Here is a 13989-nt window from a genome sequence, read left to right as displayed (position 1 = left end):
ATAAAGATGAAGAAAAGTGGTGCGGTATTTGCAGCGGCATTTGCAGCCTTTATGGTCTACATTGCTGGCTTTGGACCAGAAGGGTCCATCTCTGCATCAGAAAATACAAAGGAAAGCATTGAATGGAAAACAGTTGTCAGTATTAAGGATGAAGCAGTTCCTTTGGCTTCCAAGCCTGCTGTCGGCAACATGAAAGTGCCAGTGGCATCTGGAACGGTTACATTTAGCGGCAATTCGGTAACGGTTGATGCATCCAATACAAGCCATGGTTATGTTATGGTCCAGTATACGGGCAGTGCTTCCAAGATAAAGGTACAGGTCATTAAAAGCGGCGGAGAGACTTATACCTATGACTTAAATGCAAGATCCGCCTATGAGGTATTTCCTTTAACAGAGGGAAATGGAACCTATACTTTGCGGGTTCTGGAGCAGGTACAGGGGACTCAGTACGCCATTAAATACAGTAATCAGCTGCAGGTCAGCCTTTCCAATGAGTATGAACCATTTCTATACCCAAACCAGTATGTAAATTTTACAGCTGGAAGTGCGGTGGTATCAAAAGGAGCGGAGCTTGCAGCGTCAGCACCGGATTCTCTTGGAGTTGTGACCAATGTTTATAATTACGTGGTGAAAAACTTTACCTACGATACTGCGCTGGCCAATTCCGTTCAGACCGGATACCTTCCTGATGTTGACCAGGCTCTGGCTAAGAAAAAGGGAATCTGTTTTGATTATGCGGCTGTTATGACTTCTATGTTACGATCACAGAACATTCCTACCAAGTTAGTGGTAGGCTATACGGGAAGTCTTTACCATGCATGGGTCAATGTCTATATCGAGGGACAGGGCTGGGTGGACAATGTCATATACTTTGACGGCTACGACTGGAAGCTCATGGATCCTACCTTTGCATCCTCTGGCGGTAACGATCCTGCAATCAAGCAATATATAACCAATAGCTCCAATTATAAAGGAAAATACACTTACTAAAGAAACCATATAGAAAAAGGAGAAACGGTATATGGCAAAGAGTGCGAGAAACATTTATTCTTCCAGAGAAATTTCCGCTTTCTGCCTTCAAATATCCCTTCTTCTTCATGCTGCAATCCCTCTTGACGAGGGATTGTCTGTTATGGCGGAGGATGCGGTATGGGGAGAAGAGAGAAAGATCCTGCTTTCCATGGCAGAGGAAGCGGAGCTTGGCATTCCATTTTCAAAAGTGCTGGAACAGGCAGGAGTCTATCCGCCTTATGTAATCCGAATGGTCAGAGTCGGAGAAGAAACCGGTAATCTGGATAAGATTATGGAATCCCTTGCAGAGTATTACGATAAAGAAGATGTGCTCTACAAGAACATAAAACATGCCCTTACATATCCCATCATCATGATCACCATGCTTCTTGTTGTATTGCTGGTTTTATTTACCAATGTCATGCCTATATTTGAAGGCGTATACCGGCAGCTGGGGGCAGAGATGCCGCCGGCTTCTCTTGCTGCTGCCAGGCTTGGTGGAATCTTCAGCGGAGCGGCTCTTTTATTAGGTGCTGTTCTTGGTATAGCTGTTTTCATCGTATGGCTTCTTGGAAAAAAGGGGAAAAAGCTTCCTGCAGCAGAAAAGTTCATTTGGTGGATCAAGAAGAATAATAAAATTGCTCTGTCTACGGCAAAGCGCCGTTTTACCTCTGTGTTATCCCTTACCTTAAAAAGCGGTCTGGATCTGGAAAAAGGTATGGAGCTGGCTGGCCAATTGGTGGATCATAAGATTGTGGAAGAGAAAATCAATCAGTGTTCCTTTGAACTGGAATCAGGGGCCACTTACTATACAGCCATGAAAAATACTGGTCTGTTCACAGGATTTTATGTTCAGATGATTAAAGTAGGGACGAAAAGCGGCCGTCTTGACAGTGTGATGGCGGAGATTTCGGACAAATACGAGGAAGAAGCAGATACTGCCATGGAGCAGATGATTAACCGTTTTGAACCAACGGTGGTGGCTGTTCTGGCCATATCCGTGGGACTCATTTTACTTTCTGTCATGCTGCCGCTTATGGGTGTATTATCTGCCATTGGTTAGGAGGAGAGATTATTGAAGCTTAAAAATTCCCTGAAAGAAATCTCAGGCAGCCTTCTTACCCTGGCAATATTCCCTTGTATGATTGGGGCCTTCATAATAGGAATATTATTCTTCTCCAATCGGGCAGATGCAGAGGGAGCAGATACTCTCCGGGACGCGATTCGTAGGGCCTCGGTACAATGTTATGCCATAGAAGGAAGATATCCCCCTAGTGTGGAATATTTAGAAGAACATTACGGAATACAGATTGACAGAGAACGGTATGATGTTTTTTACAGTGGCTTTGCCTCAAACTTCATGCCGGATATTACCGTCAATCTTCATGAATCAGCACCGGGAGGTGGCAAATGAGCGGGAGCATGGATAAAAGAAGCCGGATGACCGGCGCTCTTTTCACTCTGATACTGTTTCTGGTGTTTGTATTAAGCGCCCTGTTTCTGGTTCTTATGGGCGGAAAAGTGTATGAGAATATCAATCACAGAATGGAAGCTGCTTATCGGGAAGATGTGGCGTTAAGCTATATTGCCAATAAGGTAAGACAAGGCGATGAAGCCGGCAGTGTGTCTGTGAAAGAGGTTTCAGGCACCACTGTTCTGGAACTCAAGCAGGTCATTCAGGATTCAGTCTATGTGACGGACATTTACTATCAGGAAGGAAAACTGTGGGAGCTGTTTTCCCAGTACGGGAGCGGCCTTTCCATCGGAGACGGTAACGAGATATTATCATGTAGCCCGGTAACCATGGAGATGAACGATGGGCTGCTACATATAAAAACAGAGGGAACAGAGGGAGGCTCCCTTTGGCTTTCCTTAAGAAGCAAAGGAGCACAAGATGAATAGAAAAAGTCATTCTGGCGTATTTCTTATGGAAATGATAGGCGTCGTTTTTTTCTTCCTCCTTTGTGCCGGAATATGTACCCGGATCTTTACAAAGGCAGATCTTATAAGCCGGGAAGCCTCTGACTTAAACCGGGCAGTTGTTATCGCCCAAAGCTCTTGTGAGGTGTTTAAGGAAAAAGGGAAAGAGGGGCTAAAGGAAGTGTTCGCCCTTAAGGAAAGCGGTTCCGGTGGGGAACCAAGCCGAATGGAATTTGATAAAAATGGAGAACCCATGACCAGTGGTCAGGCTGTATTTTCTGCAGAGGCAGATTTTCAGGAAACAGATGAGATGGTCCTGACGGTTAAAAAAGGCGAGAAAATTCTATATACCCTTACTGTGAATCGCCATGAAAACGGCAGCTGACGGAGGTGAACCATGGCAAAACAGGAAATCAGATACAGAGCCAACATTGGAGGCCCTACCCTCATTTTAATTTTTATTGTGATGTGCCTTGTGACGTTTGGAATGCTCTCCTTAAGTGCAGCCAAAAGTCAACGTGAGCTGGCAGAGCGTAATGCTTCCGCAGTAAAAGAATATTATTTGACGGACAGTGAGGGAGAAGAGTTCTACCGGATGGTTCTGGAAGAAGTGAAAGAGATGAAACGAAACGCACCAGAGCTTGGGAATTATGAGGAGCTTCTGGCACAAGAGCTTGGAGATTATTATCAGCCGGAAGAAGGGATAGTAACGACCCAGATACCAATGGCTCATTCCCAGGCGCTTTCCATAGAGCTCTCTCCCAGTTTTTTAGGAGAAGGAGAGGTTTGGGTGCGTAAATGGAAGGTAATTCAGACCGAGGATTATACGGTTGATACGTTCATGCCCGTTTATAATGGGGGAGAATCAGATAATCAGGAGACTGGAAAATGAAGGTAGTGGATTTATTGAATGCTGCTGTGGCTAAGAATGCATCGGATATTTTTCTTGTGCCAGGTATGCCTTTTTCTTATAAGATAGGAAGCAGAATCGTATATCAGAATGAAGAAAAGCTGTTTCCGGCCCAGATGGAGACGTTGATTGAAGAACTGTATCAGTTGGCTGGAAACAGGGACATGGATAAGGTAAAGGAGCATGGAGATGATGATTTTTCCTTTGCCCTGCCAGGCATTTGCAGATTCCGCTCCAGCGTATTTCGCCAAAGGGGTTCTCTGGCAGCCGTAATCCGGGTAGTTACCTTTGATCTGCCGGATTATAAGGAACTTCATATTCCTGAGACCATTATGGACGTTGCCAGAATGACGAAGGGCTTCGTGCTGGTGACAGGTCCGGCTGGAAGCGGTAAGACCACGACTTTAGCCTGTATTATTGATAAGATCAACAACACCAGGAACGCCCATGTAATCACCCTGGAGGATCCTCTGGAATATCTTCACCGCCATAAGCAGAGTGTCGTGACCCAGAGAGAAATCACTACGGATACAGACAGCTATGTGACAGGCCTGCGGGCAGCCCTTAGACAGGCACCGGATGTCATTTTAGTTGGAGAGATGAGGGATTACGAGACCATTCGAATTGCCATGACGGCAGCGGAAACCGGCCATTTGGTGATTTCTACCCTTCATACGGTAGGCGCCGCCAACACCATTGACCGAATCATCGACAGCTTTCCGCCCAATCAGCAGCAGCAGATTCGCATGCAGCTTTCCATGGTGGTTCAGGCCGTCATCTCACAGCAGTTAATTCCGACCGTAGACGGAGGTGTTGAGCCGGCGTTTGAAATTATGTTTTTTAATAATGCAATTCGTAATATGATCCGAGAGTCTAAGACCCATCAGATCGATTCTGTCATAGCAACCGGACAGACAGAAGGGATGGTATCCATGGATGCCAGTCTCTTAAATCTGTACCGGGAAGGAAAGATCACCAGGGAAAATGCAGTTATTTACAGCAGCAACAGTGAATTAATGGCAAAAAAGATTGACCGGGGAATGTAAGGAGTATACTTTCCTGTTCAAGCGATAAAATAACTATAACAATGACAGGAGCGTGTTTGATGATGAGAACAGATAAAAGAAAAGTTGCATTGGTTGGCACAGGTATGGTGGGAATGAGCTATGCTTATTCCATGTTGAACCAGGGAGTCTGTGATGAATTGGTATTAATTGATATTAACCGTAAACGTGCAGAGGGAGAAGCCATGGATTTAAATCATGGACTTGCTTTTTCTGGTTCCCATATGAAAATTTATGCAGGGGAATACAGGGATTGCTCCGATGCAGATATTGTTGTGATTTGTGCCGGAGTCGCTCAGAAGCCGGGAGAGACAAGGCTTGATCTGTTAAAGCGCAACGCCGCGGTATTCCGTTCCATTGTGGAACCTGTAACAGAGTCCGGATTTAATGGTATCTTCCTTGTGGCTACAAATCCAGTGGATATCATGACAAGGATCACCTATTCCTTATCCGGCTTTAATCCAAAGCGGGTCATCGGAAGCGGAACCACACTTGATACCGCAAGACTTCGGTATCTTCTTGGGGAATCCTTAAGGGTGGATCCGAGAAATGTGCACGCCTACGTAATCGGAGAGCATGGAGACAGTGAGTTCGTTCCCTGGAGCCAGGCGATGATTGCGACAAAACCTATTTTATCTCTTTGCGGATCTGGCGGAGAGGAAGATATGGTGAACCGGGAAGAATTAAAGCGCATTGAAGAAGAGGTGCGCACAGCGGCATATAAGATTATAGAAGCAAAGCAGGCCACCTATTATGGAATCGGTATGTCTCTTACCAGAATCACAAGAGCCATTTTAGGAGATGAAAACAGCGTATTTACCGTATCCGCCATGCTTCGCGGAGAGTATGGACAATCTGAGGTATATGCAGGAGTTCCCTGTATCATCAATAAAAATGGAATTCAGAGGGTTCTTACTCTGTCTCTTACAGAGGATGAAAAAGAACGGCTTAATAATTCCTGTAACACCCTTCGGGAAAGCTTTGAAGGTATCTTTTAAATAGGGGAATTTATAGAAAGAGGAAGGACGTGTCTCACCTTTCCCTTCCTCTTTCCATTTCCCTATCTATGTAAAATTTTGTATATTTTTGTATTTAAGTAAAAAATTAAAAATATTATTGACAAAGATATTATCCCATGCTATGATATACGAGGTTCGAGGTAAGAACCATAAAGATGCTGATGTGGCACAGGTGGTAGCGCACCTCATTGGTAGTGAGGAGGTCACGGGTCCGAGTCCCGTCATCAGCTCTGAAAACAAACGGGAAGTCTTAGTTAAGAGACTTCCCGTTTTTGTCATATAAAAAGTAAAAGAAGGAGGCACATGGAAATGAAGAAACAAAGAAAGAAGAAAAAAACAAGATGGTCTGTCTTTTTAAAGCCCATAAAAGTGATTCTTTTTACGTTTCTGGCGGTTATGGTCTTAGGGTGCCTGGCCGGCGGTGCCGTATTTTTAAAATATCAGGATGAGATTCTGGCTTGCAAGGAGAAGGCAGATTCCATTATGAGTAAGACAAGCAAGACGGATTTTTCCCAGCCAACGGATACGAGAGTATACGATTCTTCCGGTACTCTTATAGGAACGATTAACTCTGGTCATTATGAGTATGTGCCGATTACGGGAATTAGTGAGAACCTTCAGAATGCTTATGTAGCTCAGGAGGACAGGCGGTTCTATAAGCATCACGGAATTGATTACCAGGGTCTTTTAAGAGCTGGTCTGGTGTTTCTAAAGAATAAGGGAGTCTTTACCCAGGGAGGCAGTACCATTACCCAGCAGGTAATTAAGAATACATACCTGTCACAGGAGAGGACCTTCCAGAGAAAGCTGACGGAGTTCTTTGCGGCACCTCAAATGGAGAAGAAGTATACAAAGCCGGAGATTCTGGAGTTTTACTGTAATACCAACTTCTATGCCAACCGATGTTACGGTGTGTCGGAGGCAAGCCGTTATTATTTTGATAAGGAAGCCAAAGACTTAACCATTTGGGAAGCAGCCACCTTAGCAGGAATCAGCAACAATCCGTCAAAATATGATCCGGTTGCTCACCCCGAAGCTTCTCAGAAGAAGAGAAATCAGATTATCAACAGTATGGCTATCTGTAAGTTCATTACAGAAGAGGAAAGTGAAAATGCCAAGGCCCAGCCAATAACTGTGGCTAAGATTTACGAACCTGGAACGAAAGAGAATTATCAGACCAGCTACGCCATCCATGCGGCAACCTTAGAGCTGATGAAGAATGATGGGTTTGTATTTAAGTACGTATTTAATAATAAGGAATCCTACGATGCCTATAAGGAGCAATATCAGGAAGTCTACCAGACGAAAAGTGATATGATCAGAAACGGCGGATTTGAAATACATACCAGCCTTAATACGGACATTCAGAATTTACTTCAAGGCCTGATTGATGACAGGCTTAAGAAGTTTAAAGAAGTTCAGGAGAATGGCAAGCTTGCTCTCCAGGGAGCGGCTGTTTGTGTGGATAACAGGACCGGCTATGTGGTAGCCATTGTTGGCGGCCGGGGAACGGATGATGAATATAACCGCGGCTTTTTAAGCAGACGTCAGCCTGGTTCCACCATTAAGCCGTTGATTGATTATGCTCCGGCCTTTGAAAGCGGATTTTATTATCCTTCCAGACTGGTCAATGACAATCTCTTCGACAAGGGTCCTAAAAACAGCGGGGGCAAGTATTTTGGTCCCATCTCTGTAAGAGAAGCCTTGAACCGAAGCTTAAACACCGTAGCCTGGCAGGTGCTTGCTGACATTGGTGTGGATAAGGGAATCGGATATCTTGGAAAGATGCATTTTAACGGTTTGAGCTATCTGGATAACGGAAACACCAGTATGAGTATCGGTGGTTTTACAGAGGGAGCTAGAGTCGTTGATATGGCAAAAGGCTACGCGGTTTTAGCGAACAAAGGAATGTACAGCAGCAAATCCTGTATCACCAGCATTCAAAGCCAGTACGATGGCGAAATTTACAACGAGAGTCAGGCCGATGAACGGATTTTTACAGAAGATACGGCATATATGGTCACCGATGTTTTAAAGGGAACCCTTGATAAGCCGTATGGAACAGGATATGGCCTGGGCCTTAATGTTCCTGCCGCAGGTAAGACCGGTACCACCAACAGCAACAAGGATACCTGGTTCTGCGGATATACCAAGTATTACACAACCGCCATTTGGGTGGGCTATGATACTCCAAAAGCAATGCCCGGAGTCTATGGAAAAACTTATTCCGGAAGAATCTGGCATGATTTTATGGCTGAAATAAACAAAGATCTTCCTGCACTTGACTGGGATATGCCGGCAACGGTGTCCCTTTCAAACGTTGATTCCATTGGTGAAAAAACGGATAAGGAAACAGGAAGAAAAGATCTGTTTTCATCGGTAGCAGAAGCAGCCGCAAGAGCGGATGCCGGAAGGTGGCAGCAGGAAGAAGAACGTAAAAAGCTGGAATCCCAGTCTCAGAGGAACGCGGAGGCTGCTCAGGCATCTCAAATGGCTGCAGATCAGGCTGCGGCTGCCATTCAGTCCATTATCAATGAATTTAATGGGACTCAGTACCGGGACAGCACAACGGATGAAAAGATTAATACGGCTCACTCCCTTCTTGACCAGTTGGTTGGAACCGAATACTACGATAGTTTAAATCCCCAGCTTGAGGCTGCCATTAACCATGTCATGTCTCTGCCGAAAAAAGAAGAGTCCGGGACAAAGCCACAGGAGGTGGGTCCTGGAGTTACAAGGCCTTCTGAAACCACAACTACTGTATTTCCTGGAGATATGGAGCCGGGAGGAGGAGATGGACCTGATCAGGGTCCAGATGGCTCAGATTACGGTCCCATTCAGGTAGAGCCTGGAATGTAATCGAATATAATTGGTTCAAAACATTGTTTTTTCCTGTTGTTGGGTATATAATGGGCTATGCGGCAACCAGGTTTGCCTCATAGCCGGTCAACAGGATCGGCCATCATAAGAAAGAAGATATAGGAGTGTGTTCACAATGAGTAAAATAAGAACAAGATACGCACCGAGTCCTACAGGCCGCATGCACGTAGGAAATTTAAGAACTGCAATGTATGCTTACCTGATTGCAAAACATGAAGGCGGCGATTTCCTTCTCCGCATTGAAGATACGGATCAGGAGCGTTTTGTAGAAGGCGCGGTCGAGATCATTTACAGAACCCTGGAAGAGACCGGTTTAATTCATGATGAAGGTCCGGATAAAGACGGAGGCGTGGGCCCCTATGTCCAGAGTGAACGCCATGAAACCGGTATCTATCTGGATTATGCGAAAAAATTGATCGATAAAGGGGAAGCGTATTACTGCTTCTGTAACCAGGAAAGACTGGAGACCTTAAAACGAACCGTAGATGGACAGGAAATCATGACTTATGACAAGCACTGCCTTCACCTGACAAAGGAAGAGGTAGAGGAGAAGCTTGCTTCAGGAATCCCTTATGTAATCCGTCAGAACAACCCGACAGAAGGAAAAACAACCTTCCATGATGAAATATATGGAGATATTTCCGTAGATAATTCAGAGCTTGACGATATGGTACTGATTAAATCTGATGGGTATCCGACATATAATTTCGCTAATGTAGTAGATGATCATTTAATGGGCATCACTCATGTGGTAAGAGGCAATGAATATTTATCCTCTTCTCCGAAATATAACCGCCTTTATGAAGCCTTTGGCTGGGAAGTGCCAGTATATGTTCATTGTCCTCTCATAACCAATGAAGAGCATAAAAAGCTAAGCAAGAGAAGCGGACATGCTTCCTACGAAGATTTAATCGAGCAGGGCTTTATTTCTGAGGCAGTGGTTAATTACGTGGCATTGTTAGGCTGGTCCCCGGAAAGCAATCAGGAGATTTTTTCTCTGGAAGAGCTTATTAAGGAATTCAACTACCATAACTTAAGTAAGTCTCCGGCTGTGTTCGACATGACAAAGCTTAAGTGGATGAACAGCGAATATATGAAATCCATGGATTTTGATGCGTTCTATCAGCTGGCAGAGCCTTATGTAAAGGCAGTAATTAAAAAGGATTTAAATTTAAAAAAGATAGCTTCTATGGTGAAAACTAGAATTGAAGTATTCCCGGACATTGCAGATCATATTGATTTCTTTGAAGCCTTACCGGAATATGACCTTTCCATGTACACCAACAAAAAGATGAAGACAAACAGCGAAAATTCTCTTGCATTACTGAAAGAGGTTCTCCCAATCCTGGAAGCACAGGAGGATTACAGCAATGACGCTCTTTATGCTGCTCTCTCTAAGCATGTGGCAGAAAAGGAATATAAGACCGGCTTTGTTATGTGGCCTATTCGTACCGCAGTATCAGGAAAGCAGATGACTCCTGCTGGTGCGACGGAGATTATGGAGGTTCTTGGTAGAGAGGAATCCTTAAACCGAATCCGCAAGGGAATAGAGCTTTTAAGCAATCAGGCTTTATAAAAAATAAAGGGAAGCAGAGGTTCCGGTCATGTCCGGGCCCCTGCTTTTTTTATCACAAGGGAGGATATCATGGAGGAAGAAGTCATTTACGAAGGAGCACAAAAAGATGCCATCCTTCATTATAAAGGCCCTATGCTGGTCCTTGCCGGGCCTGGGTCAGGGAAAACATTTACCATCACTCACCGCATTTGCCATCTGATCAGAGAGCGGGGCGTGAATCCAGCCAATATACTGGTAATCACGTTTACCAAGTCAGCAGCAGGAGAGATGAAGGACCGCTTTGAAAGCCTTATGGGAGGAGAAACAACCTCAGTAAGCTTTGGAACCTTTCATGCCATTTTCTTCCGGATTCTAAAATTTGCCTACCGCTACGACGCCAGAAGCATCGTAAGGGAAGAGCAGAGAATCCAGTACATAAAAGAGGAAATGGATCAGTGCAGCATGGAGGTAGAAGATGAAGCTGAATTTGTCTCATCCATCCTCACGGAGATCAGCTCTGTAAAAGGTGAAATGATCGGGCTGGATCACTACTATTCCAAAAACTGCTCGGAAGAGAACTTTAAGCAGCTCTATTTGGGGTATGAGAACCGGCTTCGTAAGGCAGGACTCATTGATTTTGATGATATGCTTGTGATGTGCTATGAATTATTTACCCAGAGAAAGGATATTTTGGAGGCGTGGCAGAAAAAATATCAGTACATATTAGTAGATGAGTTTCAGGATATCAACCGGGTACAGTATGAAATAATCCGGATGTTAGCAGCTCCGGAAAATAATCTCTTTATCGTAGGAGATGATGACCAGTCCATATACCGGTTTCGGGGAGCAAAGCCTGAAATCATGCTGGGCTTTGAGAAGGATTATAAGGATGCCAAAAAGGTCTTGTTAAATATAAATTTCAGAAGTACCAAAGATATTGTAACCACGGCAGGGAAACTAATTTCCAATAATGAAATGCGTTTTCCAAAGAATATTGTGACAAAAAAGGGAACTGGTAAACCGGTCATTACACGGATGTGGCAGGATCCAAAAGAGGAAACCTCGGAAATTGTACAGGAAATCATGGCTTATAAAAAAACAGGCTTTTCCTGGTCTGACATCGCTGTCCTTTACCGCACCAACATGGGACCTGGACTTCTGATAGAAAAGCTGATGGAATACAATATACCATTTTCCATGAGGGATTCTGTTCCCAATCTTTACGACCACTGGATCTGCAAGAACATTATGGCCTATATAAAGGGAGGTCTTGGTGATTTGAGCCGGGCCAATGTGTTTCAATTCTTAAACCGGCCAAACCGGTATATCAGCCGGGATGCTCTGGAAGGACCGATTATAAACTGGGAATCCATTAAATCCTTCTACCAGGACAAAGGCTTTATGGTGGAACGGGTGGAGCAGATGGAATATGATCTTAGAATGCTTAAGACCATGGACCCGGTCGCTGCCATAAACTATATCCGGAAAGTGATCGGATATGATGATTATATCAGGGACTACGCCCAGTACCGGAGAATGAAGCCGGAGGAGCTTTTTGAGGTTCTGGATCAGCTAAAGGAAAGTGCAGCTAATTTTTCCACCTATGAGAGCTGGTTCCTTCATATGAAAGAATATGGAGAGGAGCTAAAAGCCCAGGCAATGAAACGGGAACAGAGCATCGACGGGGTTGCCCTTATGACGATGCACAGCTCCAAGGGACTGGAATACCGGATCGTATATATCCTGGATGCCAACGAAGGAGTAACTCCTCATCAAAAGGCCGTGCTTCCGGCGGATTTAGAGGAGGAGCGGCGGATGTTTTACGTGGCTATGACAAGAGCCAAGGAACGGCTTCACGTCAACTATGTCCGGGAACGATACAGCAAAAAGCAGGAAGTATCCCGCTTTGTAAGAGAATACTTAAAACAGGAGTAAGAGAGGAGAATGGATGATGAAGTCCTGTATACACATTTATTGCGGTGATGGAAAAGGGAAGACGACGGCAGCCATAGGCCTTTCTGTACGGGCCTCAGGGTGTGGGAAAAAGGTACTTGTTACCCGCTTTTTAAAGACGGATCATTCTGGTGAGGTGAAGGTTTTAGAAGCTATACCTGGAATTACAGTTACACCCTGTGAACGAAGCTTTGGCTTCTTTACCAGAATGACAGAGGAACAAAAAAAGGAAGCAGCAGTCTATTATTCCCAGCTCCTAGAATCTACCTTAGAAAAGGCTGTAAAAGAGGAATATGACCTTTTGGTCATGGATGAGATCATGGCAGTATGCAACTATGGACTGGTAGATGAGGAAAAGGTCCGAGAGTTTCTGGTGGACCGTCCGGAAGGGCTGGAGGTTGTCTTAACCGGAAGAAATCCATCAAAAGAGCTTACGGATCTGGCTGATTATGTATCGGAGATTCATAAAATTAAACATCCTTATGATCAGGGCCTGAATGCGAGAAAAGGAATTGAATATTAAAATCAAAACACCTTGATTTTTCCTAAATTGTCTGTTAGAGTGGAGGCAGACATACACGTATGTCTCCACAACTAGATTAATTGAAAAAGAGAGGTATCAAGATGGCACAGGATGCTAATTTAGAGCACGACGAGATGGAATCCCAGGAGGAGATGACAGTAACACTTACCTTGGATGACGGATCAGAGCTGGAGTGCGTAGTACTTACCATTTTTACAGCAGGGGAAAGAGACTACATCGCACTTCTACCAATGGATGGCCCTGAGGCAGAAGAAGGAGAAGTATATCTATATCGTTATTCTGAAAGTGAAGACGGACAGCCAGATCTTCAGAATATTGAAGATGATGATGAATATGAGATCGTTGCAGATGCCTTTGACCAATTACTGGACGAAGCAGAATATGATGAGCTGGTAGGCGAAGACGAGGAATAATCGTATGAAAGCCGGGGCATGTCCTTTTTGGGCAGGTCCCGGTTTTGGATTATAGGCCTTCTGGCCACCTGATATATATTCTGGGAGATTTTATTTTGCTGTAGAGTCTTTGTAGCAGAGCAGAGCAGGAGAGAATGAAAAAGATTTCAAGTGCTGTGCTTACAATGCCTGAGATTATGAGTAGAACAGCGGACATCATGGTAATTCCTATCATGCAGATCAGATAAGGGCGGTAGTCCTCCTGATTCATACAATAAAGCTTCCAGATAACCATATAAAGACAGATAAGCAGAGAAAACGAAGCCATAAAGGATAAGACCACGTGAAGCACGGACTGAAGCGGCTGTGATTCCGGCAGATAAGGGGTCAAAACTCCAAGAGCCAGGAATAACAGGGCTGCCATGCTAAAGGCTTTTTCCTTTTCGTTCCGTGGAAGGTTTATGATGATTCTTTTTAATACGCAGTAAAAATAAGTCCCTACGATAATGCCCCAAAGCAGGAACAGATTTTTCCGGCCGGATATATTTCCGAGAACGGAAAAATTCATGGTGAACCAATCGGTTCCCCATGCAAAAAGCAGGGTATATAAGGGGATAATGACGTAAGCGGTTAAAGATATTAAGAGCATGTGGAACCTCCCAAAGTTTATCTCCTAATATTGTGTCAAAAACTGATGAAAATAACAGCAAATACAAAATATTTTATAAAATATACGAGTTA

General features: G+C 44.3%; 14 protein-coding genes and 1 tRNA gene. 14 read left to right on the top strand and 1 reads right to left on the bottom strand.

Annotation, left to right across the window (positions count from 1 at the left end; translation table 11 throughout):
• Nucleotides 1-6 precede the first annotated feature (6 nt).
• The 14 genes from T546_RS0111295 (at nt 7) to T546_RS0111230 (ending at nt 13269) form a co-directional block, all read left to right on the top strand.
• Nucleotides 7-990, top strand: a complete 984-nt coding sequence (locus T546_RS0111295) for a transglutaminase-like domain-containing protein (protein ID WP_026891709.1) — start codon at nt 7-9, stop codon at nt 988-990.
• Nucleotides 991-1021: 31 nt separating this feature from the next.
• The gene (locus T546_RS0111290) at nt 1022-2074 is read left to right on the top strand and encodes a type II secretion system F family protein (RefSeq protein ID WP_026891708.1); all 1053 of its coding nucleotides are present in this window, start codon (nt 1022-1024) and stop codon (nt 2072-2074) included.
• A 12-nt stretch (nt 2075-2086) separates the two neighbouring features.
• Nucleotides 2087-2425 (top strand): hypothetical protein, encoded by a 339-nt coding sequence (locus tag T546_RS0111285; RefSeq protein WP_026891707.1) that lies wholly within the window; start codon nt 2087-2089, stop codon nt 2423-2425.
• The gene (locus T546_RS0111280; protein WP_026891706.1) at nt 2422-2913 is read left to right on the top strand and encodes a DUF4860 domain-containing protein; all 492 of its coding nucleotides are present in this window, start codon (nt 2422-2424) and stop codon (nt 2911-2913) included. Before T546_RS0111285 ends, T546_RS0111280 begins: the two co-directional genes overlap by 4 nt.
• Entirely contained in the window at nt 2906-3316 is a 411-nt protein-coding gene (locus T546_RS0111275) for a hypothetical protein (protein WP_026891705.1), read from the top strand. The genes T546_RS0111280 and T546_RS0111275 overlap by 8 nt, the downstream gene beginning before the upstream one ends.
• Before the next feature lie 12 nt (nt 3317-3328).
• Nucleotides 3329-3823, top strand: coding sequence for a hypothetical protein (locus T546_RS0111270; protein WP_026891704.1), 495 nt, complete (start codon nt 3329-3331; stop codon nt 3821-3823).
• Entirely contained in the window at nt 3820-4887 is a 1068-nt protein-coding gene (locus T546_RS0111265) for a type IV pilus twitching motility protein PilT (RefSeq protein WP_026891703.1), read from the top strand. Before T546_RS0111270 ends, T546_RS0111265 begins: the two co-directional genes overlap by 4 nt.
• 62 nt (nt 4888-4949) lie before the next feature.
• The gene (locus T546_RS0111260) at nt 4950-5903 is read left to right on the top strand and encodes an L-lactate dehydrogenase (RefSeq protein ID WP_026891702.1); all 954 of its coding nucleotides are present in this window, start codon (nt 4950-4952) and stop codon (nt 5901-5903) included.
• 178 nt (nt 5904-6081) lie between these two features.
• Nucleotides 6082-6154, top strand: a tRNA-Thr gene (locus T546_RS0111255).
• A gap of 79 nt (nt 6155-6233) precedes the next feature.
• Nucleotides 6234-8783, top strand: a complete 2550-nt coding sequence (locus tag T546_RS23405; protein ID WP_084326351.1) for a transglycosylase domain-containing protein — start codon at nt 6234-6236, stop codon at nt 8781-8783.
• Between the two features lie 136 nt (nt 8784-8919).
• Nucleotides 8920-10380, top strand: a complete 1461-nt coding sequence (gene gltX / locus T546_RS0111245; protein ID WP_026891701.1) for a glutamate--tRNA ligase — start codon at nt 8920-8922, stop codon at nt 10378-10380.
• Nucleotides 10381-10449: 69 nt separating this feature from the next.
• Nucleotides 10450-12294, top strand: coding sequence for an ATP-dependent helicase (locus tag T546_RS0111240; protein WP_026891700.1), 1845 nt, complete (start codon nt 10450-10452; stop codon nt 12292-12294).
• Nucleotides 12295-12307: 13 nt separating this feature from the next.
• The gene (locus T546_RS0111235) at nt 12308-12835 is read left to right on the top strand and encodes a cob(I)yrinic acid a,c-diamide adenosyltransferase (RefSeq protein WP_026891699.1); all 528 of its coding nucleotides are present in this window, start codon (nt 12308-12310) and stop codon (nt 12833-12835) included.
• A gap of 101 nt (nt 12836-12936) precedes the next feature.
• Nucleotides 12937-13269 (top strand): DUF1292 domain-containing protein, encoded by a 333-nt coding sequence (locus tag T546_RS0111230; protein WP_024838315.1) that lies wholly within the window; start codon nt 12937-12939, stop codon nt 13267-13269.
• Between the two features lie 49 nt (nt 13270-13318).
• Here T546_RS0111230 and T546_RS0111225 read toward each other — a convergent pair whose 3' ends face one another.
• Complete coding sequence (locus tag T546_RS0111225; protein ID WP_026891698.1) at nt 13319-13897, bottom strand: hypothetical protein; 579 nt, start codon at nt 13895-13897, stop codon at nt 13319-13321.
• Nucleotides 13898-13989 lie beyond the last annotated feature (92 nt).

Origin of the sequence: [Clostridium] aerotolerans DSM 5434, assembly GCF_000687555.1 — a bacterium.
GTDB classification, from domain to species: Bacteria; Bacillota; Clostridia; order Lachnospirales; family Lachnospiraceae; genus Lacrimispora; species Lacrimispora aerotolerans.
This window is presented reverse-complemented; position numbering and strand designations above follow the sequence as displayed.

Coding starts and splice junctions, on each gene's coding strand:
- T546_RS23405 (WP_084326351.1), top strand. CDS start 6,234: ATGAAGAAACAAAGAAAGAAGAAAAAAACAAGATGGTCTGTCTTTTTA.
- T546_RS0111230 (WP_024838315.1), top strand. CDS start 12,937: ATGGCACAGGATGCTAATTTAGAGCACGACGAGATGGAATCCCAGGAG.
- T546_RS0111235 (WP_026891699.1), top strand. CDS start 12,308: ATGATGAAGTCCTGTATACACATTTATTGCGGTGATGGAAAAGGGAAG.
- T546_RS0111295 (WP_026891709.1), top strand. CDS start 7: ATGAAGAAAAGTGGTGCGGTATTTGCAGCGGCATTTGCAGCCTTTATG.
- T546_RS0111225 (WP_026891698.1), bottom strand. CDS start 13,897: ATGCTCTTAATATCTTTAACCGCTTACGTCATTATCCCCTTATATACC.
- T546_RS0111240 (WP_026891700.1), top strand. CDS start 10,450: ATGGAGGAAGAAGTCATTTACGAAGGAGCACAAAAAGATGCCATCCTT.
- T546_RS0111260 (WP_026891702.1), top strand. CDS start 4,950: ATGAGAACAGATAAAAGAAAAGTTGCATTGGTTGGCACAGGTATGGTG.
- gltX (WP_026891701.1), top strand. CDS start 8,920: ATGAGTAAAATAAGAACAAGATACGCACCGAGTCCTACAGGCCGCATG.
- T546_RS0111270 (WP_026891704.1), top strand. CDS start 3,329: ATGGCAAAACAGGAAATCAGATACAGAGCCAACATTGGAGGCCCTACC.
- T546_RS0111280 (WP_026891706.1), top strand. CDS start 2,422: ATGAGCGGGAGCATGGATAAAAGAAGCCGGATGACCGGCGCTCTTTTC.
- T546_RS0111265 (WP_026891703.1), top strand. CDS start 3,820: ATGAAGGTAGTGGATTTATTGAATGCTGCTGTGGCTAAGAATGCATCG.
- T546_RS0111290 (WP_026891708.1), top strand. CDS start 1,022: ATGGCAAAGAGTGCGAGAAACATTTATTCTTCCAGAGAAATTTCCGCT.
- T546_RS0111275 (WP_026891705.1), top strand. CDS start 2,906: ATGAATAGAAAAAGTCATTCTGGCGTATTTCTTATGGAAATGATAGGC.